Annotated in this window: 20 protein-coding genes; 13 read left to right on the forward strand and 7 right to left on the reverse strand. The window is 57.6% G+C overall.

The genetic code is table 11. The features are described from left to right. Positions 1-11: 11 nt before the first annotated feature. Both DU506_RS03650 and DU506_RS03655 read left to right on the forward strand, forming a co-directional pair. The gene (locus DU506_RS03650; RefSeq protein WP_114485599.1) at positions 12-833 is read left to right on the forward strand and encodes a symmetrical bis(5'-nucleosyl)-tetraphosphatase; all 822 of its coding nucleotides are present in this window, start codon (positions 12-14) and stop codon (positions 831-833) included. Then, positions 830-1,987, forward strand: a complete 1,158-nt coding sequence (locus DU506_RS03655) for a tRNA nucleotidyltransferase/poly(A) polymerase-related protein (protein WP_114485600.1) — start codon at positions 830-832, stop codon at positions 1,985-1,987. Before DU506_RS03650 ends, DU506_RS03655 begins: the two co-directional genes overlap by 4 nt. Here the strand turns inward: DU506_RS03655 and folK are convergent. Together folK and folB are read right to left on the reverse strand one after the other, a co-directional pair. Beyond that, entirely contained in the window at positions 1,970-2,542 is a 573-nt protein-coding gene (gene folK / locus DU506_RS03660; protein WP_114485601.1) for a 2-amino-4-hydroxy-6-hydroxymethyldihydropteridine diphosphokinase, read from the reverse strand. The two genes, DU506_RS03655 and folK, sit on opposite strands and share 18 nt — an antisense overlap. Continuing rightward, complete coding sequence (folB, locus tag DU506_RS03665) at positions 2,542-2,919, reverse strand: dihydroneopterin aldolase (RefSeq protein ID WP_114485602.1); 378 nt, start codon at positions 2,917-2,919, stop codon at positions 2,542-2,544. Before folB ends, folK begins: the two co-directional genes overlap by 1 nt. 87 nt (positions 2,920-3,006) lie before the next feature. Between folB and plsY the strand changes: the two genes are divergently transcribed. After that, entirely contained in the window at positions 3,007-3,579 is a 573-nt protein-coding gene (gene plsY, locus DU506_RS03670; RefSeq protein WP_114485603.1) for a glycerol-3-phosphate 1-O-acyltransferase PlsY, read from the forward strand. Here plsY and tsaD read toward each other — a convergent pair. Continuing rightward, positions 3,566-4,618 carry a tRNA (adenosine(37)-N6)-threonylcarbamoyltransferase complex transferase subunit TsaD gene (gene tsaD / locus DU506_RS03675; protein ID WP_114485650.1) on the reverse strand — a complete coding sequence of 351 codons (1,053 nt, stop codon included), beginning with the start codon at positions 4,616-4,618 and terminating at the stop codon, positions 3,566-3,568. The genes plsY and tsaD overlap by 14 nt on opposite strands. A 241-nt stretch (positions 4,619-4,859) precedes the next feature. Here tsaD and rpsU point away from each other — a divergent pair, with 241 nt between their 5' ends. From rpsU to rpoD, 3 genes are all read left to right on the forward strand, one after another. Then, complete coding sequence (gene rpsU, locus DU506_RS03680) at positions 4,860-5,075, forward strand: 30S ribosomal protein S21 (protein ID WP_086622362.1); 216 nt, start codon at positions 4,860-4,862, stop codon at positions 5,073-5,075. Positions 5,076-5,239: 164 nt separating this feature from the next. Further along, positions 5,240-7,084: a DNA primase gene (gene dnaG / locus DU506_RS03685; protein ID WP_114485604.1), complete on the forward strand. Its 1,845-nt coding sequence runs from the start codon at positions 5,240-5,242 to the stop codon at positions 7,082-7,084. Between the two features lie 280 nt (positions 7,085-7,364). Further along, positions 7,365-9,212, forward strand: a complete 1,848-nt coding sequence (rpoD, locus tag DU506_RS03690) for an RNA polymerase sigma factor RpoD (protein WP_114485605.1) — start codon at positions 7,365-7,367, stop codon at positions 9,210-9,212. Between the two features lie 112 nt (positions 9,213-9,324). On the opposite strand, the gene DU506_RS03695 is transcribed toward rpoD, so the two are convergent. After that, positions 9,325-9,966 (reverse strand): hypothetical protein, encoded by a 642-nt coding sequence (locus DU506_RS03695; protein ID WP_114485606.1) that lies wholly within the window; start codon positions 9,964-9,966, stop codon positions 9,325-9,327. Positions 9,967-10,212: 246 nt separating this feature from the next. Here DU506_RS03695 and DU506_RS03700 point away from each other — a divergent pair, with 246 nt between their 5' ends. The 4 genes from DU506_RS03700 to DU506_RS03715 all read left to right on the forward strand — a co-directional run bounded on the left by DU506_RS03700 (position 10,213) and on the right by DU506_RS03715 (position 14,241). Continuing rightward, positions 10,213-11,322, forward strand: coding sequence for an S-(hydroxymethyl)glutathione dehydrogenase/class III alcohol dehydrogenase (locus DU506_RS03700; RefSeq protein WP_114485607.1), 1,110 nt, complete (start codon positions 10,213-10,215; stop codon positions 11,320-11,322). A 62-nt stretch (positions 11,323-11,384) separates the two neighbouring features. Next, positions 11,385-12,239: an S-formylglutathione hydrolase gene (gene fghA / locus DU506_RS03705; RefSeq protein ID WP_114485608.1), complete on the forward strand. Its 855-nt coding sequence runs from the start codon at positions 11,385-11,387 to the stop codon at positions 12,237-12,239. A gap of 15 nt (positions 12,240-12,254) precedes the next feature. Then, entirely contained in the window at positions 12,255-12,980 is a 726-nt protein-coding gene (gene mtgA / locus DU506_RS03710) for a monofunctional biosynthetic peptidoglycan transglycosylase (protein ID WP_114485609.1), read from the forward strand. 115 nt (positions 12,981-13,095) lie between these two features. Further along, a complete protein-coding gene (locus tag DU506_RS03715) occupies positions 13,096-14,241 on the forward strand; it encodes an endonuclease/exonuclease/phosphatase family protein (RefSeq protein ID WP_114485610.1) in 1,146 nt (381 codons plus the stop codon). A 26-nt stretch (positions 14,242-14,267) separates the two neighbouring features. On the opposite strand, the gene DU506_RS03720 is transcribed toward DU506_RS03715, so the two are convergent. Both DU506_RS03720 and DU506_RS03725 read right to left on the reverse strand, forming a co-directional pair. Then, positions 14,268-15,035 carry an EAL domain-containing protein gene (locus tag DU506_RS03720; protein WP_235825424.1) on the reverse strand — a complete coding sequence of 256 codons (768 nt, stop codon included), beginning with the start codon at positions 15,033-15,035 and terminating at the stop codon, positions 14,268-14,270. Between the two features lie 29 nt (positions 15,036-15,064). Beyond that, the gene (locus DU506_RS03725) at positions 15,065-15,994 is read right to left on the reverse strand and encodes a DMT family transporter (protein ID WP_114485611.1); all 930 of its coding nucleotides are present in this window, start codon (positions 15,992-15,994) and stop codon (positions 15,065-15,067) included. 161 nt (positions 15,995-16,155) lie between these two features. On the opposite strand from DU506_RS03725, the gene DU506_RS03730 reads away from it, so the two are divergent. The 3 genes from DU506_RS03730 to DU506_RS03740 all read left to right on the forward strand — a co-directional run bounded on the left by DU506_RS03730 (position 16,156) and on the right by DU506_RS03740 (position 19,399). Further along, positions 16,156-16,542, forward strand: coding sequence for a DUF4168 domain-containing protein (locus DU506_RS03730; RefSeq protein ID WP_114485612.1), 387 nt, complete (start codon positions 16,156-16,158; stop codon positions 16,540-16,542). Positions 16,543-16,769: 227 nt separating this feature from the next. Beyond that, a complete protein-coding gene (locus tag DU506_RS03735; RefSeq protein ID WP_114485613.1) occupies positions 16,770-18,680 on the forward strand; it encodes a DUF294 nucleotidyltransferase-like domain-containing protein in 1,911 nt (636 codons plus the stop codon). Continuing rightward, complete coding sequence (locus DU506_RS03740; RefSeq protein ID WP_114485614.1) at positions 18,680-19,399, forward strand: 3'-5' exonuclease; 720 nt, start codon at positions 18,680-18,682, stop codon at positions 19,397-19,399. The genes DU506_RS03735 and DU506_RS03740 overlap by 1 nt, the downstream gene beginning before the upstream one ends. 81 nt (positions 19,400-19,480) lie before the next feature. On the opposite strand, the gene DU506_RS03745 is transcribed toward DU506_RS03740, so the two are convergent. Next, on the reverse strand, positions 19,481-21,196 hold the full coding sequence (locus DU506_RS03745) for a BCCT family transporter (protein WP_235825425.1): 1,716 nt from the start codon (positions 21,194-21,196) through the stop codon (positions 19,481-19,483). Between the last annotated feature and the right edge of the window lie 55 nt (positions 21,197-21,251).

Genomic DNA, 21,251 nt, shown 5'->3' on the forward strand with positions numbered 1-21,251 from the left:
AAAGGCTGAGCATGACCACGTATGCGATAGGTGATTTACAAGGCTGCCATGCGGAACTGGTGGCGCTTCTCGAGGCGATTGATTTCAATCCGGCTCATGACCGGTTATGGCTGGCGGGAGACCTAGTCAACCGTGGCCCCGGTTCGCTCGAATGCTTGCGCGAGGTCAAGGCATTGGGCGCTGCCGCTTGCTCGGTGCTGGGCAATCATGACCTTCACCTTCTGGCGGTTGCGCGGGGCGGTGGCAAGCTGAAAAAAAACGATACCCTGCTGCCTATTCTCGAGGCGCCGGATCGAGAAGCGCTTCTCGACTGGTTGCAGGCATTGCCCTTGAGCGTAAGGCATGGCGATACCCTGATGACTCATGCAGGCTTGTTGCCCCAGTGGACGCTTGATCAGGCTGAAGCGCTGGGGGCCGAAGTAAACGCTGCCCTGACCGGTGAGCGTGCCGGCGCCTTCCTGGAGCAGATGTACGGTAATCAGCCGCGTCGCTGGCGCCCTGAGCTTGAAGGCATCGAGCGCCTGCGCATGATCACCAATGCCTTGACCCGCATGCGTTTCATCGACGCCGAAGGACGCTTGGATTTCGAGGCCAAGGAAGGGCTAGACAGCGCCCCGAAAGGGTTCGCCCCCTGGTTTCAATTTGCCCGGCAGGATGATCCTTATCTGATTTTCGGGCATTGGGCGGCGCTGCAAGGACGGCTGCCCAAGGCCAAGGTGCGCGCCGAGGCTCTGGATACCGGCTGCGTATGGGGAGGCAGCTTGACCGCGCTTGATCTGGAAACCGGCAAGCGGATCAGCGTGCCCAGCCAGCAGACAAGGGAAAAATCATGACGTCGTCTGCGCAACGCGATCGGCGGCTTGCGGGCCTAGAGGTCTATCGTGTCGGCGGTGCGGTACGTGATGATCGCCTGGGATGGCCGGTCTACGACAATGACTGGGTGGTGGTGGGTGCCACGCCGGAAATGTTACGCAAACGCGGTTTCAAACCGGTAGGGCGGGATTTTCCGGTATTCCTGCACCCGGAGACCCATGAAGAGTACGCACTGGCACGTACCGAGCGTAAGTCCGGCCATGGCTATGTGGGCTTCAGCGTCCATGCAAGCCCTGATGTGAGCCTGGAAGACGACCTGGCGCGGCGCGACTTGACCATCAATGCCATGGCGGAGACCCCCGAGGGCGAGCTGGTCGACCCTTACGGGGGGCTGGCGGACCTAAAGGCACGGGTGCTGCGCCATGTGTCGCAGGCTTTCGTGGAGGACCCCTTGCGGGTATTGCGCACGGCGCGGTTTCTGGCCCGTTACGCAGGGCTGGGGTTCGTCATTGCTGAGGAGACGCAGGCATTGATGATGGAGCTTTCGCGTAGCGGTGAGCTTGAACATCTGGCCGCCGAGCGGGTCTGGGTCGAAACCGAAAAAGCCTTGGGCGAACCCCAGCCCGAGGCTTACTTTCATGCGCTTTCGGCCTGTGACGCCCTTTCCGTGCTGATGCCGGAGCTTGTCACGGCTGGGCAGGCTTCGCTTGAGACGGCGCTGGCGCGGCTGCATGAAATCCCCCTGTCCGGTTCGCCGAGCGTGGCGCATTGGCGTTATGCAAGGCTAGTAGAACATTTGACACCCGAGGCTCGCCAATCCCTTGCCGAGCGCTTGCGCTTGCCCAAGGTGGTCGCCCAGCTAGCTCGGCATAGTGCCGCAAGCCGCCGGCTACTGGAGCATGGGCGTCAGGGGGAGGTGATGGTGGAAACGGTGATGGTGTGGCTGAATACCCTGGATGGTTGGCGCAAGCCCCAGCAGCTCGAGGATCAGTTGGCATTTATCGAGTGTCAGAAACCGCACCTGGCAAAGCGTTTGCGACAGGCTTGGCAGGCTGCCCGTGGCGTAGAACCACGCGACTTGGTCGCTGCCGGTTACAAGGGGGGAGAGTTGGGCGAGGCCTTGAAACGAAAGCGACGTGATGCGGTAGCGCAGGCGCTATCGAGCGTTGCTTAGCCGGGCGGCGCTTAGGTGAACGGGGCTAAGTCGGGCATCAGTGTGGCGCGAAATCCACTTGCCTTGCCAACGAAAGTCCACTGGCCATAGGCGCTGACTGCCCATTGTGAAAGCTTGCCATAGCGTTGCGTAAGCAATTCCGCTTTGTGGATGGCAGGCATCAGGCATCAACTCGGCGAGCGGCTGCAGCACAAAGGCGTTCTGGGTGATTTCGCCACGCGGCAGTGTCACGTCGTCGATGAGGCCGCATAGTTCGCCTACGGTAAGCAGGTCGATGTCCAGAGCGCGCGGGCTGTATTTGGGCGTGTCCGGACGGCGCCCATGCTGAGCTTCCAGATGCTTGGCCCAGGCCTGAAGTTCGCCGGGGGTGGCGTTGCTGTAAAACGCTACCACCAGATTGTAGAAGTTGCGGCTATCGACAAATCCCACCGGTTCGCTTTCAAACACCCGAGATATGGCAAGGTCGCCGAAATGTGCCTGAAGGGCGTCGAGACACAGGCGGATATGCCGCTCAGGCTCGATATTGCTGCCTAGACTGACCGTCACTTGCCTCATCAGCTTGGCTCCTGCTCGCGAGAAGGACGTACGCCACGGGTAATCATGATGCCGACACTTTTCGCTCTGGCCACCGCGCCGGGTTTGCGTACCGTCAGGCGTAACCAGGCAATGGAAAATTCATTGCGCAAGCATTCAGCCAGACGTTCGGCGAAGGTTTCCACCAGCGCGAATTGATGCGCGTCGGCAAACGCCTGGATTCGCTGACAGATGGCGGCATAATCTAGGGTAAGACGCAGATCATCGGTGGCGGCCGCCGAGCGAATGTCGGTAGCCAGTTCAAGGTCGAGTTGCAGCGCCTGAGTGATCGTACGTTCCCAGCCATAGACGCCGATGATAGTGTCGACATCCAACGCTTCGATCAAGATGCGATCCATGAGTCTTCCCCTTTCAATCAGCCGGCGATTGTACGTGAGGACGTCGTCGAGCGACAGACGAACCAGGCAGAAAGCGAGCGGATAGTCATGATATGGATACTGGTGGGCTATTTATGCGGAAGTTGGTTGGCGGCGCTGAGCGTTTGTCGTTGGGGCGGCGTTGCAGACCCGCGACAATGCGGATCTTTCAACCCTGGCGCCTCCAACGTCCTGCGTATGCACGGGTCGCGCTTGGCGCTGATGACCGTAATATTGGATGCCCTAAAAGGCATGCCGGTAGCGGGGCTGGTCAAATGGCTCGGCATGCCGATATGGTTGCAAGGTGCGGTGGGGCTTGCCGTATTGCTGGGACACAGTTATCCACTATGGCATGGTTTTCGCGGCGGCAAGGCAGTGGCAAGCGCCCTGGGTGTGCTGCTGGTATTGGTTCCCGAAGTGGCGCTATTGGGAGTGCTGAGCTGGGCGCTGTTGGCCTGGTGGCTGAAAAACCCCGGCCGGGCATCGATTGTCAGTGCGCTGCTCACGCCATTATTGAGCCTATGGCTTACGCCTGAGTATACCGGGGTAGTAGCCGTGTTCAGTGTTCTGGTGCTGGCGCGCCATTGGCATAATCTGCGTCGTTTACGCCGGGATGTCGCTGCTCGCCTCAAAGGGCCTTAGACGGGACGGTCAATGTTTCCAGCGGCCAGCGGGGTATGGCCAGCATGGTGCCGGCATCTCGTTCGCCGGCCAGCAGGCGCTGGGCGCCTACATAGGCAATCATAGCGCCGTTATCGGTACAGAAACGCCCGCGAGGATAGAACGCCCGGGCGTTACGCTTGGCAGTTTCCTGCGCGAGCCGTTCGCGCAAGCGCTGGTTGGCACTCACGCCTCCTGCCACCACCAGCCGTTTCAGGCCGGTCTGATCCAGGGCACGACGACATTTGATCACTAGGGTATCCGCCACGGCTTCTTCAAAGGCGCGGGCGATATCGGCCCGGGCCTGCTGGTCCAGTTCGCCATCGGCTTCCAGGCGGCGAATCGCCGTCAGTGTATGCGTCTTGAGACCCGAAAAGCTGAAATCCAGCCCCGGCCGGTCGGTCATGGGGCGCGGAAAACGAAAGCGCTTGGGGTCACCCTGTTCGGCCAGGCGTGCCACCTGAGGCCCCCCGGGGTAAGCCAGCCCCAGCATCTTGGCAGCCTTGTCGAAGGCTTCGCCTGCGGCGTCGTCGACCGATTCACCGAGCAATTGATAGCGCCCCAGCCCTTGGACTTCCACCAACTGGGTATGTCCGCCGGAGACAAGTAGCGCTACGAATGGGAAAGCCGGTGGCTCGTCTTCCAGCATGGGCGCGAGCAGGTGGCCTTCCATGTGATGGACCCCGAGAACGGGAATGCCCAGGGCGCGAGCCATGCCGTGCGCGGTGCTGGCACCTACCATCAGAGCGCCGACAAGGCCGGGTCCTGCGGTATAGGCAATTCCGTCAAGCTCCTGGCGGCTGAGCCCGGCCTCATCGAGGACCTGGGTAATCAACGGCAAGAGTTTGCGGGTATGGTCGCGGGAGGCCAGCTCAGGCACTACGCCGCCATATTCGGCGTGCATGGCGACCTGGCTGTAGAGCGCATCGCCCAGCAGGCCGCCCTGGTTATCGTTGACGCTGGTATCGTAGAGCGCGACGCCGGTTTCGTCGCAGGACGTTTCAATGCCCAGTACGCGCATGCCTTGATTCTCGACTGCAGAGGTAAAGAGGCCGAAGTCTAGCATTATCGACAGGCTGCAGGGACAGGCGCAGCGTTATTCCATGAAACCAGAAGTCGGCACATTGTTTGCAATGCAGGGCATGCAGGACTAGACTATTGTGCGCTGTAAACCTGGGTCGTGCATTGTGTGCTCTAAGCTTATATAGATGCAATGTGCGTGCTATCCGAACTCAAGACTCCTTAAGGTAGGTGAGTGCTTAATGCCTTCTGTTAAAGTACGTGATAACGAGCCGTTTGACGTCGCGCTGCGTCGCTTCAAGCGTTCTTGCGAAAAAGCTGGTGTTCTGTCTGAAGTGCGTCGTCGTGAAAACTACGAAAAGCCGACAGCGGAACGTAAGCGTAAGGCGGCAGCTGCCGTCAAGCGTCATGCCAAGAAGCTTCAGCGTGAGCGCAAGCGCTTCGAACGGCTCTATTGATCCGTACGGGGATAGCTGAGTCGTTTTGATCGGTTGTCTCAAGAGGGATGCCAAGCGGCTGCCATACGGTGGCCGTTTGTTTTTCGTTTTGTTAGATCTTCTTGCCGTGCCGCTCAGGTGCGGTGGGAATGAAACAACGCCTCAGGCGAGGCCACTGGCAACCTATGGCGGGTCAGATTCCTCAACGTTTCATTGATGACTTGCTCGGCCGCGTCGATGTGGTTGAAGTTGTCGGTGAACGTGTGTCGCTGAAAAAGGCGGGTCGTAATTACTCGGGTCTGTGTCCGTTTCATCAAGAAAAGACACCCTCGTTCACCGTCAGTGCCGACAAGCAGTTCTATCATTGCTTTGGCTGCGGTGCTCACGGTAACGCCCTGCGTTTCTTGATGGAATACGACAAGTTGCTGTTTCCCGACGCAGTGGAGCACTTGGCGGGACGCCTGGGGCTTGAGGTGCCGCGGGAAGGCGCCGACGACCCCCATGCCAAAGGGCGTGAAAAAAAGCGCCGGGAGGGCGTCAATCTACTTGAGCTTGCCGCAAGCTTTTATCGCGAGCGGCTGGCCATGCAAGAAGGCGCGGCGGCGCGCGATTACCTCAATCGTCGCAAATTGTCGCAGGAAGTGGTCAAAACCTATGGGATTGGCTACGCTCCTTCCGGGTGGGAAGGGCTCAAGCGACATTTGAGTGAGCGCGGTATCGCTGAGCCGGTTCAGGTGGAGTACGGGCTACTGATCCAACATGAAGACAGTGGACGTACCTACGACCGATTTCGTGACCGAATCATTTTCCCTATCCGTGATGTTCGCGGCCGTACCATCGCTTTTGGTGGTCGGGTCATGGGAGCCGCTCAGCCAAAATACCTGAACTCTCCGGAAACGCCGGTATTTCACAAAGGCCGGGAACTGTACGGCTTGTACGAGGCGCGCCAGGCGAACTCGCGCCTGGAGCAGGTGGTTATCGTCGAAGGCTATATGGATGTCGTGGCGTTGGCCCAGTACGGTATCCAGAATGCAGTGGCGACATTGGGAACTGCAACCACCGAAGATCATCTAACTCGATTATTCCGCTTGGTCAGTCGGGTGGTATTTTGCTTCGATGGCGATCGGGCGGGTCTTCAAGCGGCAAGCCGAGCCTTGGAAACCATTCTGCCGTTGATGCTCGATGGCAGAGAAGCGCGTTTTCTATTCTTGCCGGATGGCGAAGACCCCGACACCCTGGTACGCCGTGAAGGTAGTGAGGCGTTCGCGGACCGTGTGACCTGTGCCATGCCGCTTTCAGAGTTTCTCTTCGAGCAGGCGGGGCAAGGACAGGCATTGTCGGGAGTGGAAGGGCGTGAACGCTTTGCCACCAAGGTATTGATAGCGCTGGCAAAGGTGCCGGAGGGCGTACTCAAGTCGCTGTTGTTGGAAGAGTTGGCCCGACGTAGCGGGCTGTCCCGTCAGCGCCTGGGCGAACTGCTGGCGCAGCGTGAACAGCAGGCCCAGGCAGCGGGGCGCTTGCGCGAGGCTGGCCCTGCGGAGCAAAAAGAGGCTCAGGCAGTGAGTCGCCGGGCGCCAATGGTGCCGGCAAAAGCATCTGCAGGAGCCTTGAGCCCCTTGGCACGTATCGTGCAATTGCTTTTGCATGAGCCGGGGTTGATGGAGATCCTGCCCGATGAAGAGGATTGGCTGCCCGAAGATGATCCGGATGCCTTGTTATACTCTGTCGTGGCGAAACTGCTCAGGGCGGGGCGCTACCGCAGTACCCAGGTGTTACTGGCGCATTTTCAAGGCAGTCTGGAGGGGCGGCGTTTGACCAGCCTGGCGCGGCGTGAACTGTTGATTCCCAAAGCTACACGGAAAGCGGAACTTACGGGATTGCTGGAACACTTCGAAAAGCGCCGGCGACGGCAGTCGCCGCAAGAGGAATACGACGCCTTGTTGGCCCAGGAAAGGGCGGGGAAGCGCCTCGATCACGACCAGCGTCGGCGTTTGGCGACCTTGGTCATGGAGCTTTCGCAGCGTTCCTGACGTAAGCGTGTCGGTGAACCAAGGGCGTCGATAAAAGGCGTTCTTGTAGTGATGTTTTCCGGTTAGGGGTTGAATTCTTGCCTGACCATCACCACATTCACCACATTGCCGGTCAGCTATTAAATGCTGGCCAACCAAACAACCTAACACACCTGAATTGCCGCGCAAATACGCTAAGCTGGAAAATATCCCATCGCTAACGTTATACTGTCCGGCTTGTTGAGTTTTTCCTTCTCAGCGCTTCAGGTGCTTCATTCTTCTTCGTCGAGATAGGGTTTCTATGGCTGGAAATGCGCAGCAGCAGTCACGTCTGAAGGAGTTGATCGCGCGCGGCAAGGAACAGGGCTACCTGACCTATGCCGAGGTCAACGACCATCTACCCGAGGATATCGCCGACCCGGATCAAGTGGAAGACATCATTGGCATGATCAACGACATGGGTATCAGTGTCGTTGAAGTTGCCCCGGATGAAGACACTTTGATGATGTCGGATCACTCCACGGACGAGTCCGCGGCGGAAGAGGCCGTGGCGGCTCTTGCGGCCGTGGAAAGCGACGTGGGACGCACTACCGACCCGGTACGCATGTACATGCGTGAAATGGGAACGGTGGAGCTTCTTACCCGTGAAGGCGAGATCAAGATCGCCAAGCGGATTGAAGAGGGCACACGCGAAGTCATGTCGGCGCTGGCATACCTGCCGGGTGCCGTCGGTTCGATCCTTGATGCCTATGATGCCACTCAGGATGAAGAGGCGCCCGGGCGTCTTTCCGATCTGTTTTCCGGCTTTATCGATCCCGACGAAGGCATTCCCGGCGTGGCGGAGGCTGAAGTGCCCGAGCCCGAGGAAGTCCCGGAAAGTGAGCTCGATAGCGATGCCGAGGATGACGAGGAAGAGGATTCCACTGCAAGCGAAGGCGGGCCTGATCCGGAAGAAGCGAAGGCACGCTTTGAACAGATTCGCGAGCAGAATGCGGCCTTTATCGAAGCCTTGGAGAAATATGGCCGGGATGATCCGAAGGTCAAGGCGGAGCAGGCTCGTCTGGCGGAGTTGTTTTCTCCAATCAAGTTAGTCCCCAAGCATTTCGAACGCCTGGTAGGTCAGGTACGCATCAGTGTCGAGCAGGTGCGTGCTCAGGAAAAGTCCGTGATGCAGCTGTGCGTGAAAAAAGCCAAAGTGCCGCGCAAGACCTTCATCAAGGCGTTTCCGGGTAACGAGTCGCGCAAGGACTGGTTGGATGATTTTCAAGCGGAATTCCCCCGCTATGCCGATCGTCTGGAGCCGTTGCGTACTGATATTGCGCGTGCTCAGCGCAAGATCGCCTTTGAAGAAGACATGGTGCAGTTGCCGGTGGCCTCCTTGAAGGAAGTCAATCGCCGTCTCTCGATTGGTGAGGCGAAAGCACGTCGCGCCAAGAAGGAAATGGTCGAGGCCAACCTGCGCCTGGTGATCTCGATTGCCAAGAAGTACACCAACCGTGGTCTGCAATTCTTGGATCTTATCCAGGAAGGCAATATCGGCTTGATGAAAGCGGTCGACAAGTTCGAATATCGCCGAGGTTACAAGTTCTCGACTTATGCCACCTGGTGGATTCGTCAGGCGATTACCCGTTCGATCGCCGACCAGGCACGTACCATCCGTATTCCGGTTCACATGATCGAGACGATCAATAAGCTCAACCGGGTATCGCGCCAGATGCTCCAGGAAATGGGGCGCGAGCCAACACCGGAAGAGCTGGGCGAACGCCTGGAAATGCCGGAAGAAAAAGTACGCAAGGTGCTCAAGATCGCCAAGGAACCGATCTCCATGGAGACCCCGATTGGTGATGACGACGACTCACACCTGGGTGACTTCATTGAAGACGGCACCATGCTGTTGCCGATTGACATGGCTACCGGCGAAGGCTTGATCGAAGCGACACGTAACGTCCTGGGTGGGCTGACGGCCCGTGAAGCCAAGGTGCTGCGTATGCGTTTCGGGATCGACATGAATACCGACCACACGCTTGAAGAAGTCGGTAAGCAGTTCGATGTTACCCGTGAGCGTATTCGCCAGATTGAAGCCAAGGCATTGCGCAAGCTGCGTCATCCGAGCCGCTCGGAGCCGTTACGCTCGTTTCTCGACGAGTAAGTCGGTCGTGTCAAGTTTAGCAAGACAGTAAGCAGGCGTCCTGTACGCCCGACAAAACGTCCGCAGCCAAGCTGCGGACGTTTTTTTGTATTCCAGTACATGCCGCCTGCTATCAAGTGTTGGCTAGACGCTGGCGTCGCGCCATGATGAGCAGTTCAATCACGGCAATCAGTATCAAGGCATAGCCCATTAGCTCCACCACTTCTTCCGCGACATTCTTGAAGTCGCGCACATAGTCATCCTCCAGTACCGCGCGCCAGAAATCCTGGCGCCCGTAAAGGCGGGAAAAGACATAGGTGACCAGCAGGCCTGCCATGAACAAGCCGAAGGAAAGCGAGTTGCCAAAATAGCTGAACTCGTCGAGGAAGCGATGCCAGTTGCGCCCTACCCAGTAAAGGGAAGGCAGGATGATGAGGGCCACCAGTACCTTCCAGGTATTATCCGCCACGTAGGTGTCGAGAAAAGCATCCTGCTCCCTGACCAGCGAGGCGGCGAGAAACGCCAGTATCAGTAGCGTGACGTTGGGCCATACCTTGAGCCCCTGGCGTATATAGAGAAGCAGGACACAACTGCTAGCCAGAAACAACGTTTGGGTGAACTCGGTGAATCCCCACTCGGAAAAGCGAATTCCGGGGAAATAGAGAGCTTCCAGATAGGCGCCTTGCGCGATAGCTCCCACGAGCAGTACATAGAGCGCAGTGCGCAACGCTGCGGCTCGAAAGGAAATAGGCGCATGGGGGGGGGAATGAGACATGAGCTACCTTGTTATCAAATGGCGCTTGGCGACACAATACATCCATTGTCGAATGTTAAGTATAGCGCGACTTTTCAGCCCGCGCACTGGGCATTCACGAATTGCCAATATCCATACTGAATGTAGATGCTTCAACCCGCCTCGTCGCTGGCGTACACTGCTAAATATCTGATTCAATGAAAATCACTGCTCCACCAGACGGGGCTGCCGTCCTGTTGGAGCCAGAGCCAATTGTAGGAGAGCTTCATGAAATCACGTGCTGCCGTGGCGTTAAGCGCCGGTAAACCGCTCGAGCTTGCCGAGATCGATGTAGAAGGGCCAAAAGCCGGTGAGGTATTGGTGCGAATGGTGGCGACCAGTGTGTGTCACACCGATGCCTTTACGCTGTCCGGAGCGGACCCGGAGGGTAACTTTCCTGCGGTACTCGGCCATGAAGGCGCCGGGGTAGTCGAAGAAGTCGGGGAAGGGGTGGTCAGCGTCAAGCCGGGTGACCATGTGATTCCGCTGTATACCGCTGAATGTGGTAAGTGTAAATTCTGCCTCTCCGGCAAGACCAACCTGTGCAGCGCTGTGCGAGCGACCCAGGGCAAAGGCGTGATGCCCGATGGCACCAGCCGCTTTTCGCTGGAAGGCAAGCCGTTGCACCATTACATGGGTACCTCCACGTTCAGCGAATACACCGTGTTGCCGGAAGTGTCACTGGCGGTGGTGTCAAAAGAGGCCCCGATGGACAAGATCTGTCTGTTGGGGTGTGGCGTCACCACGGGCATTGGCGCGGTGCTCAATACCGCCAAGGTCGAACCGGGCGCTACAGTGGCTGTTTTTGGTCTGGGTGCCATCGGTCTGGCAGTGATCCAGGGCGCCCAGATGGCCAAGGCATCCCGTATCATCGCCATCGACATCAACCCCGACAAGTTCGAGCTGGCCAGGCAGTTCGGGGCCACGGATTTCGTCAATCCCAAGGACCATGCCGCACCGATTCAAGAAGTGATCGTGGACTTGACCGATGGCGGCGTTGACTACTCCTTCGAGTGTATCGGCAATGTGAACGTCATGCGCTCGGCGCTGGAGTGTTGTCACAAGGGTTGGGGAGAATCCATCATCATCGGGGTGGCCGGTGCCGGTGAGGAAATTTCCACGCGGCCTTTTCAATTGGTCACCGGGCGTGTCTGGAAAGGCTCGGCCTTTGGCGGCGTGAAGGGCAGAAGTGAACTGCCGGGTTATGTCGACCGTTACATGAACGGTGAACTCAAGATCGACGAGTTCATTACTCAGGATATGCCTTTCGAAATGATCAATGAGGCATTTGAGCTACTCCACGCAGGCAAGAGCATTCGAACCGTGCTGCATTATTGAAGTCCGGTATGATGATGAATAAACACCCAGCATGATCGAATCGCTATCACAAGGAGCCCCTCATGAGCATGAGTGAAACATTGGAATTGGTGTCGGCCAATCGCAGCTTTGGAGGGTGGCACAAGCGTTACCGCCATTATTCCCGTGCCTTGGATTGCGAGATGGTGTTTGCGGTCTATCTACCGCCTCAGGCGGAAAATGAACGGGTGCCCTTGTTGTGGTGGCTTTCCGGGCTTACCTGCACGGATGAAAATTTCATGCAGAAAGCCGGCGCGCAGCGAATGGCGGCGGAGCTGGGTATCGCGATCGTCTGCCCGGATACCAGCCCAAGGGGTACGGACCTGCCCGGCGAGCATGAGAGTTACGACCTGGGCTCCGGCGCGGGGTTCTACGTCAATGCCAGCGAAGAGCCTTGGAAAAAACACTACCGGATGTACGATTACGTGATCGAGGAACTGCCCTCGGTCGTACGCCAGCACTTTCCAGTCAATGGTCGGGAATCCATCAGTGGTCATTCGATGGGCGGTCATGGCGCCTTGATCCTGGCCTTGCGCCACCCCGGCCGGTTTCGTTCGGTCTCGGCTTTCTCACCGGTGGTCAATCCCATCGCCTCCCCATGGGGAGAAAAAGCCTTTACCGAGTATTTGGGCGATGATATCTCGCGCTGGCGCCAATACGATGCCTGTGAGCTGGTCGCCCACGGCGCTTCACGCCAACGGCTGTTCATCGACCAGGGAGAGGCGGATGACTTTCTTGAAGATCAACTCAAGCCCGAGCGTCTGGAAGCGGTCTGTGAGAAGCATGATCACCCACTGACCTTGCGTCGGCAGCCCGGCTACGATCATAGCTACTTCTTCATCGCCTCATTCATTGAGGATCACCTTCGTTATCACGCCGAACATTTGTTCAAGCGCTGACATGGCGAATCTTTTATGCTAATCCGCACGCTGCGTCGTCTCGCTCGCCTGGCTTGGGGGCTGATATGGCGTGGCGTGGTGGCGTTTGTGCTGGTATCTGTGGTCTTGGTGGTGTTATTTCGTGTGGTGCCGCCACCGGGCTCCATGGTGATGGTGGAGCGCAAGATTCAAAGCTGGGTTCATAGTGAACCTATCGATATCAAGCGAGAGTGGCGCTATTGGGAAGCGATGTCGGAGAATGCCAAGTTGGCGGTGATTGCCGCTGAAGACCAGCGCTTTCCTCAGCACCACGGCTTTGATCTGGTGGAGTTGAAACGTGCCTGGGAGGCGAGCCGTGATGGGGCTCGGTTGCGAGGTGCGAGTACGCTTAGCCAGCAAACCGCCAAGAATGTCTTTCTATGGAGTGGGCGAAGCTGGTTACGCAAAGGGCTGGAAGCCTGGTTCACCCTGCTGATCGAAACTTTCTGGAGTAAACAGCGGATTCTGGAGGTGTATCTCAACGTGGCGGAATGGGATAACGCCGTGTTTGGCCTGGAAGCTGCCGCCCAGCATTATTTCGGGGTCTCCGCCGATGCATTGAACGAACGGCAGGCCAGCCTGCTAGCTGCGATTCTACCCAGCCCACGGACCCGCAATGCCGCCCGTCCGAATGATCAGGTTGAACGGCGAAGCCAGTGGATTCGGCAGCAGATGCGTAACTTGGGAGGTGCTGCTTACCTGGAGCGACTCTCCAATCCTTGATGAATAATCCTTGATGAATACTGTGACTTATCCGAGTACCGCTGGTCTACAGTAGAAGTAAGTACGTCCGGGGCTGCCCCGATAGCAGCAGCTACCGTGTGATTGATGAGGTGCCATGACTGCAAAGCTTCTTCTTTGGACCGCCCGAGTACTGACACTGTTGATGGTGGTGGTGAGCGTATTGCCGATGATCCCCAGCGGTAAGTGGTGGATCAGGCTGTGGGAGTTTCCGCGGCTTCAGTTGACGTGTGCGCTGGTCGCGGCACTGGTATTGCTGGCAGTGCACGCTTGGTGGAATCGACCAAGGACAGAGCACGCCGTGTGGGTGGCGGTGATCTTTGCGACGGTGGGATGGCAGCTGTCGCACATCCTGCCGTTCACGCCGCTCTGGCCGACCGAGGTCCCAACCGCCGAGTTTCAGTCCAGTGAGGCCCGGGTGACCCTTAAACTGCTGAGCGCGAATGTCACCTATACCAACGACCGCTACGACGAGTTACTGGCAATGGTCCAGCGGGAGGATCCGGACATTCTGTTGCTGATCGAGGTCGATCGCGCTTGGGCCGAGGAGCTGACACCGTTGGATCAGCACTACTCATATCGGGTCGGCGAGGTTCGCGGCGAGGGGTTGGGGATTGTGCTCTGGTCGCGTTTTCCGTTGCTGGAGCAGGAAGTCAAGTACCTGGTCTCCGAGCGCCGGCCATCAATCTTCGCGACCCTGGACGTGCCGGGGATCGGGCCGGTACGGTACATCGGTATCCACCCCGTCCCGCCGGGATTGCGGGGGCGGACCACCCGTAACGACGAGACGAGCGAGCGTCAGGACAGCCGGGTCCGCGACGCGGAGCTGATGCTGGTCGCACGCCACGTTCAGAAGGACTCGGACAACCGCTGGATCGTCACGGGGGATTTCAATGACGTCGGGTGGTCCGACACCACCCAGCTGTTCGCTGACCTGAGCGACCTCAAGGACCCGCGCCGAGGCCGACGGCTGCTGAGCACCTACCATGCGGAGCTGCCGCTATGGCGATACCCGATCGACCACCTGTTTGTCTCTGATGGATTTCATCTGATCGACCTCGACCGGGTGAGGGTGCTCGGCTCCGACCACTTCGCCGTCACCACGACACTGGCCGTCGCGAAGAAGGATCAAGCGAAGCCGAAGGCCTCTGCGGAGGAGGAAGAGCAGGCCAGCGAGATGGTCGAGGAAGGAGGCGAGGATGCCGCCGAGCAGGGCGTTAGCTCGACGCCGGGGGATCAATAGGGGGCAGGTTCAGGGAACAGCCATGCTCAGTGATATTTCTTCGGATCAATCGTGGCCAACGCTTCCAGCTTGGGCCGGGAAAAATAAAAACCCTGCTGCACATTTATTCCCAAGTCCACCAGGCAGCGCGACTCCTCACGGGTTTCAATCCCTTCCCCCACCAATTTGGTGCCGAGATTTTCGGCCAGAACGACGATGCTACGCAGGATAGCTTGGCGTCGCTTGTTAGTGTCACAGCCCATGATCAGTTCGCGGTCGATCTTGAGCGTGTCCGGGCGCAAGTCGGTCAATAAATCCAGGTTGGCAAACCCATTGCCGAAATCATCCAGCGAGGTGGTGAAGCCCATGGCATGGTAGCTTTCGATGATGTTGCGCAGGTGCGCACGATCTCTGACGCGTTCGGTCTCGGTAATTTCGAAATTGAGCCGTTGGGTGGGCCAGCCTACCCGCTGAGACGTTTCCAAGGTGGCCCGAATACAGGCCTCGGGCTCGTAGACCGCATTAGGCATGAAATTGATCGAGAGTATTTCCTGCATGTCGAGTTGGCTGGCAAGTTCGATGGCTTTGATGCGGCAATCTTGATCGAACCGATACATCAAATCGTCGGTTACCTGGTCAAGAATGCTGCCGGCGGATTCGCCATTCAGGCCACGAACTAGCGCCTCGTAATAAACAATACGTTTCTGATGCACATCAACGATGGGCTGAAATGCCATGGTAAAGGCAAACGGCACCGGCTTATCACAGCGATTGCAGTGGCCTGCAACACGCGCGCAATTGGAATGGTCTCGCATTTGTGACACTTATCCTGACGTAAATTGAGTTAACGGCGCGATGAAGTATTCTTACCTTTATGCACCACTAATACTACACCGATGATAGCCACTGCCATACCACCTAAGCCGAGTAGCGGTAGACGCTCGTCAAATAACCACCAGGCTTGAAGAGCGGTCACTGGGGGTACCAGATAAAACAGGCTGGCGACGCGTGAAGCCTCTCCTCGCTTGATCAGTGCCATCAACAGCAGGATGGCGGCTATCGAGAGAATCAACACCAACCAGCCAAGTGTGAGAATGAAGGTCGGCGTCCAATCGATTTGCCGGGTTTCAAAAAGCAGGGCCCCCAAGCCAAGTAACAGGCCAGCGGCAACGTACTGAATCACGGCGCCGGAAAGTAGCGGCATGGTGGTGCAAAAACGTTTCTGATAAAGCGTGCCCAGCGAAATTCCGGCCAAGGCCGCCAGCACACTGAACAGAGCGCCCATCCCGAATCCCTGGAACAACGATTCGCCCAGTTCAAGCTTGCTGCCCAGCACCAGTGTAATGCCTAAAAGCCCCAACCCCAGCCCCAGCCATTGGCGTGAAGTCAGCCGTTCGTTGAGCAAGGGTCCGGCACAGGCGGCCGTCAGAAGCGGCTGTAAGCCCACTAAAAGAGAAGCCAGCCCCGCCGGCATGCCTAGGTAAATGCCATAAAAAACGCCGCCTAAGTAGGTGCCATGCACCAAAAGCCCCGAGACGCCGATATGCGCCCATAGCTTGGCTCCTTGAGGCCAGGAAATACGCATCAACAACACTATTGGTAGCAACAAGGCGAGCGTCAATACAAAACGCACGAACAGAAAAGTAAAGGGCTCAGCGTATGGCAAGCCGAACTTGGCGCCAATGAATCCCGTGCTCCATAACAATACAAAGACCACCGGCATGGCGGCCAGTCCCAGGGAGGTGGCAGTGTGTGTCGCTACGCTTTTTGACATGATGTTGTATTTCTCGCTTCTATCAAACTGCGGTAATTAATCGGAGTTATGTTTCAGTATGGTTTCAACATCTTGCGTTTTTTTACACAAAAAAAGGAACCTGCCTGCCCAACACGCGTCACAGGGGGGCAATTCAACACTCACTATGTAGAGGTTTTTTCATGAAACGGATAACTGCACTGTTTTCAGCCGCTCTTCTGGCCGCCGGTTTTATGACGGCTACAGCCCACGCTCAGCAGGATCCCGCTCAGGACCCTGCGACAACCCAGCAGTCCGCCCCGATAGCGCAGGATTTTTCTGATCAGCAGTTGCAACAATTTGCCGATGCATCTCAGGAAATCGCAGTGATTTCCCAAGAATACACTGAGCGTCTACATGGTGCAGAAGACGAAGCCGATCAACAGGAAGTTCGTGCTGAAGCCAACGACAAAATGATCGGAGTCGTGGAAAATAGCGGTCTGGATGTTGATACTTTCAATGCCATCGGCCAAGCGATCCAGCAGGACCCGGAAATGATGCAACGTGTTCAGGAAATGGCAGCTGAGTAAATGGCAGCTGAGACCTGATCTATATTGCCAGATTTCGCTTGATTAGCGAAATATGCGCCATCGAACATTGCTGGTGGCGCAAGCATAAAAAGCCACCCATGGGTGGCTTTTTTTATAAGCAATTTCCTGCGCTGATGACTTTACGCCCCAAGCATGGCATTCCACACTGGCTCACTTGCCGTTAGCAAGCATGAAGAGTCTTATTGAATGCAGGACCAGGAGGTAGCATGGACGTGGAACTTCTCGATATACGTCAACATATGGGCAAATTTCCCCCTTTCGATGCCCTGTCGGATGACCTTCTGGACCTGATCGCGACGCATGTCGAGATCAGCTACTTTAAAGCCGGCAGTGACATCCTGCTTTTCGACCAGCCGGTGACGGATCTATGTTACATCCGTAGTGGCGCCGTCGAAGTGTATCGGCGCAAGGGCGAACTCTACAATCGTCTGGGTGAGGGCGATATTTTCGGCCATTTCAGCTTGTTGCGTAGTCACAGAGTGAGTTTTCCAGCCAAGGCCATCGAAGATACCTTGATCTATTTCATCCCGGATGAGGTATTTCAGACACTCTGTGCGGAGGATGATAACTTCGCTGATTTCGTCGAACTGGAAAGGCCGCGTCTGGAAACAGCCGCAGAACAACAAAGAAAAGACAACGACATGATGATCACCCGGATACGCAAGTTGCTTTCGCGCTATCCAGTCATGGTCGAAACCACCACCAGCGTACAGCAGGCCGCTTGCCAGATGGGCGAGGCCCAGGCGTCTGCCGTTCTGGTCTTGGAAGAGGGTGGTGATGACCCGCGGCTACGCTTCACCGACGGCGAAGAGCGTACCTGGCAAATCCGCGGCATCATGACCAATAGCGACTTCCGTGCGCGGGTGGTGGCACAAGGACTGGCGCCTTCCACCCCGGTGGGTGAGGTGGTTTCTTCACGGCTGATTACCATTCAATCTGACGAATCAGTCTATGAAGCGATGCTCACCATGTTGCGCAATAACGTGCATCATCTGCCGGTGCTCTATCGCCGGCGTCCGGTGGGTATCGTCCACCTGTCGGATATCATCCGTTACGAAACCCAGAGCGGGCTCTATCTGGTGGGCAATATCTTTAGCCAGTCAAGTGTAGAAGGTCTGGAGCGTCTGGCATCGGATGTACGCGCAGCCTTTGTACGGATGGTGGAAGAAGGGGCCAATTCGCACATGGTGGGAAGTGCCTTATCCACCATCGGCCGAGGCTTCACGCGGCGTTTGCTGGAGTTGGCCGAAGATGAGCTAGGCCCGCCACCGGTGCCTTATTGCTTCATGGTCAATGGCTCCATGGCGCGCAACGAACAGAGCATTGTCACCGATCAGGACAACGCTCTGGTGTTATCGGATGAGTTTGTTCCCGAGCAGCATGACAGCTATTTTCTGGCCTTGGCCAAGTACGTCAGCGATGGGCTGGCGGCCTGTGGCTACACCTACTGCAAGGGCGATGTGATGGCGACCAATCGTCAATGGCGTCAACCGCTGCGTATCTGGAAGGCATATTTCAATGACTGGATGGACAACCCGACGCCCGAGCGCTTGCTGCATAGCTCGATATTCTTTGATCTTGACTCCGTGGATGGCGAAGAGCTCTATGTCGAGCAACTCCAGGATCTGGTTGCTGAAAAGGCCCCTCAGCGCCCCTTGTTTCTCGCTGCCATGGCGCGTAATGCGCTCAATCGAACGCCGCCCTTAGGGTTTTTTCGCACCTTTGTGATGGAAAAGGACGGCAAGCATAACAATTCGATCAATCTCAAGCGCCGAGGTACGGCGCCCATGGTGGATGTGATTCGGGTGCATGCCATGGCGGCGGGCTCGCGAGCTCAGAACTCCTTTCAGCGCCTGGATGATATCGCCGAGACGCAACTTCTGGCGCCGGGTGCTGCGGACAAACTACGCTATGCGCTGGAATTCATGTGCATGTCGCGTATCCGTCATCAAGCAATCGATTTGCAGGAAGAACGAATGCCGGATAACAACATTGAACCCGAAAATGTCGCAGACGCCGAACGTCATACGCTCAAGGATGCCTTTCAGGTATTGAGCAATGCGCAAAAGTTTCTCAAGTTTCGCTATCCGATGCCGGCCAACCGGCGAGCTCAATAATGCTCAGAATTCGTTCAACACAACGCTTGGCGGATTGGCCAGGCTATATGTCGCAGCGTGCCGACCAGGCTCGAGATGGCGCCTTGGCAAGCTTCTTTGCCACGCCGTTACCAGCTCCCGATACGCCCATCAAGGACGTGCCGATGGTGGCGCTGGATATGGAAACCACCGGCCTGGATGAACGTCACCATGCGATTGTCAGCCTGGGAGTGGTGCCCTTCACCCTGGATCGGATTCGCGTTTCACAGCGGCGATACTGGGTGGTGAAACCGCCTCGTGTCCTGGTCGAAAGCTCGATTGCCTATCACCATATTACCCACTCGGAAATCGCTCAGGCCCCGGATCTGGACGCAATTCTCGATGAACTGCTGGAGCGTTTGGCGGGGCGTATCGTCGTGGTGCATTTTCGACATATCGAACGTCCTTTTCTCAATGAGGCCGTCAAGGCACGCCGTGGCGAGAGCCTCATGTTTCCCATGATCGATACCATGTCGCTGGAAGCACGGCGTCATCGGCAGTCCATGTGGGCGCGTTTCAAGCGTTGGTTAGGGCGCCCTCCAGTGCCGATTCGCTTGCAGCCCAGCCGTGAACGCTATGGCTTGCCGGCGTACCAGGGCCATCATGCCCTGGTCGATGCACTGGCGACGGCGGAGTTGCTACAAGCCCAGATTGCCACGCATTATCATCGCGATACGCCGTTGCGTGCACTGTGGTGCTGACCTTGGGGCGGCAGAAACGAAACGGGCAGCCACTTGGCTGCCCGTTTCGTTTTTCGGCTTTGTGCTTATCTATCTATTCATTCACACCGTTTTAGCCTTGCGCGGTTCTGGTTTTCCGCTGCGTGGCTCGCTCATCAGTCCCTTGACGATGGCGTAGCAGCCGACCAGCAGCACCAAGGTGAAGGGCAACCCGGTGGTGAGGGCGGCTGTCTGCAGGGCGGCGAGACCGCCACCGAGCAGCAAGGCGATGGCGAGGGCACCCTCGATCAGCGCCCAGAAAATACGCTGGGGCTTGGGGGCGTCTACCTTGCCGCCGGCGGTGATGGAGTCGATCACCAGCGAGCCGGAATCCGACGAGGTAATGAAGAACACGATCACCAGCACGATGCCGATGAATGAGGTAATGGCGCTCAGCGGCAGGTACTCCAGCATGGTGAAGAGCTGCAGCTCGAGGGCAGCATCCTGAACCTCGGTGATCCCGGAATTGACCACCTGGTCGATGGCCGTAGTACCGAAAGCGGTCATCCACACCACCGAGGCCAGGGTCGGGATCAGCAGCACCGAGATCAGGAACTCACGCACGGTGCGGCCCCGGCTGACGCGAGCAATGAACATGCCGACGAAGGGCGACCAGGCAATCCACCAGGCCCAGTAGAAGGCCGTCCAGCCCTGGCTGAAGTTGGCATCTTCACGTCCGAACGGCATGGAGAGCGCTGGCAGGTGGGTCACGTAGCCGACCAGATTATCGACCACGCCCGTAGCGATCATCAGTGTCGGGCCTACGATGATAACGAAGCCCAGCAGTAGGGCAGCGAGCACCATGTTGATTTGCGATAGACGTTGCACGCCCTTGTCGACACCGAGCATGATCGAGCCCAGGGCCACGAGGGTAATCCCCAGGATCAGCAGCACCAGGGTGGTGTCGTTGGCGGGGATGCCGAACAGATACTCGAGACCCCCGGCCGCCTGTGTGGCGCCGATGCCCAGCGAGGTAGTCAGGCCAAACAGGGTGGCAAATACCGCCAGGATGTCGATCACGTGTCCCGGCCATCCCCAGATGCGCTCGCCCAGGATGGGGTAGAAGATCGAGCGCATGGTCAGCGGCAGGCCCTTGTTGAAGGAGAAGATCGCCAGCGACAGGCCCACAATGGCGTAGGCACCCCAAGGGTGAAAGCCCCAGTGGAAGATAGTGGCAGCCATGCTCAGGTCGATGGCGCCGGCCTGATCCCCTGCGGCAGCACCCAGCGGGGCCCAGTCAGTGCGCACGCCATCTTCGCCCACGCTGATACCGCCCATGGCGGTGCCATAGTGGCCCAAGGGCTCCGCCACACCGTAGAACATCAGCCCGATGCCCATGCCGGCGGCGAACAGCATCGAGAACCAGCCCAGGTAGCCGAAGTCCGGCGTGGCATCAGCACCGCCGATGCGCACCTTGCCCAGGGGCGTGAAGATCAGCACCAGCGCCAGGAGCGCGAAGACGTTGGCGCCGAGCAGGAAAAACCAGCCCAGGTTGGTGGTCAGGAAGCTAAACATGCTGTTGAAGATCGGCTCCATCTGATCCTGCAGCGCAAGCGTCAGGATCACGAACAGCAGGATCACGATCGAGGAGAAGAGGAAGACCTTGCCGTGCAGATCCACGTTGATCCCCAGGGGGGATGCGGTGATGTTGTCCTGTCCGATCACATAGTCGGTATCAATCAGGTTCGCGGCCCCCTCCGGGGCCGGAATGCCTTCGGAGGGAGCTGCCTCCGAGGGAGTCTTGTCATCAGGACTCTTGTCATCAGGAATAGTAGCCACGAAGAGGCCTCCTTGGGTGTGGGGTGAGGGTCAGGCGTAGCGCCTAAGCGAGTCA

Source organism: Vreelandella rituensis, assembly GCF_003336665.1.
In the GTDB taxonomy this organism is placed as follows: domain Bacteria; phylum Pseudomonadota; class Gammaproteobacteria; order Pseudomonadales; family Halomonadaceae; genus Vreelandella; species Vreelandella rituensis.

Coding starts and splice junctions, on each gene's coding strand:
- DU506_RS03650 (WP_114485599.1), top strand. CDS start 12: ATGACCACGTATGCGATAGGTGATTTACAAGGCTGCCATGCGGAACTG.
- DU506_RS03655 (WP_114485600.1), top strand. CDS start 830: ATGACGTCGTCTGCGCAACGCGATCGGCGGCTTGCGGGCCTAGAGGTC.
- folK (WP_114485601.1), bottom strand. CDS start 2,542: ATGAGGCAAGTGACGGTCAGTCTAGGCAGCAATATCGAGCCTGAGCGG.
- folB (WP_114485602.1), bottom strand. CDS start 2,919: ATGGATCGCATCTTGATCGAAGCGTTGGATGTCGACACTATCATCGGC.
- plsY (WP_114485603.1), top strand. CDS start 3,007: ATGATATGGATACTGGTGGGCTATTTATGCGGAAGTTGGTTGGCGGCG.
- tsaD (WP_114485650.1), bottom strand. CDS start 4,618: ATGCGCGTACTGGGCATTGAAACGTCCTGCGACGAAACCGGCGTCGCG.
- rpsU (WP_086622362.1), top strand. CDS start 4,860: ATGCCTTCTGTTAAAGTACGTGATAACGAGCCGTTTGACGTCGCGCTG.
- dnaG (WP_114485604.1), top strand. CDS start 5,240: ATGGCGGGTCAGATTCCTCAACGTTTCATTGATGACTTGCTCGGCCGC.
- rpoD (WP_114485605.1), top strand. CDS start 7,365: ATGGCTGGAAATGCGCAGCAGCAGTCACGTCTGAAGGAGTTGATCGCG.
- DU506_RS03695 (WP_114485606.1), bottom strand. CDS start 9,966: ATGTCTCATTCCCCCCCCCATGCGCCTATTTCCTTTCGAGCCGCAGCG.
- DU506_RS03700 (WP_114485607.1), top strand. CDS start 10,213: ATGAAATCACGTGCTGCCGTGGCGTTAAGCGCCGGTAAACCGCTCGAG.
- fghA (WP_114485608.1), top strand. CDS start 11,385: ATGAGCATGAGTGAAACATTGGAATTGGTGTCGGCCAATCGCAGCTTT.
- mtgA (WP_114485609.1), top strand. CDS start 12,255: ATGCTAATCCGCACGCTGCGTCGTCTCGCTCGCCTGGCTTGGGGGCTG.
- DU506_RS03715 (WP_114485610.1), top strand. CDS start 13,096: ATGACTGCAAAGCTTCTTCTTTGGACCGCCCGAGTACTGACACTGTTG.
- DU506_RS03720 (WP_235825424.1), bottom strand. CDS start 15,035: ATGCGAGACCATTCCAATTGCGCGCGTGTTGCAGGCCACTGCAATCGC.
- DU506_RS03725 (WP_114485611.1), bottom strand. CDS start 15,994: ATGTCAAAAAGCGTAGCGACACACACTGCCACCTCCCTGGGACTGGCC.
- DU506_RS03730 (WP_114485612.1), top strand. CDS start 16,156: ATGAAACGGATAACTGCACTGTTTTCAGCCGCTCTTCTGGCCGCCGGT.
- DU506_RS03735 (WP_114485613.1), top strand. CDS start 16,770: ATGGACGTGGAACTTCTCGATATACGTCAACATATGGGCAAATTTCCC.
- DU506_RS03740 (WP_114485614.1), top strand. CDS start 18,680: ATGCTCAGAATTCGTTCAACACAACGCTTGGCGGATTGGCCAGGCTAT.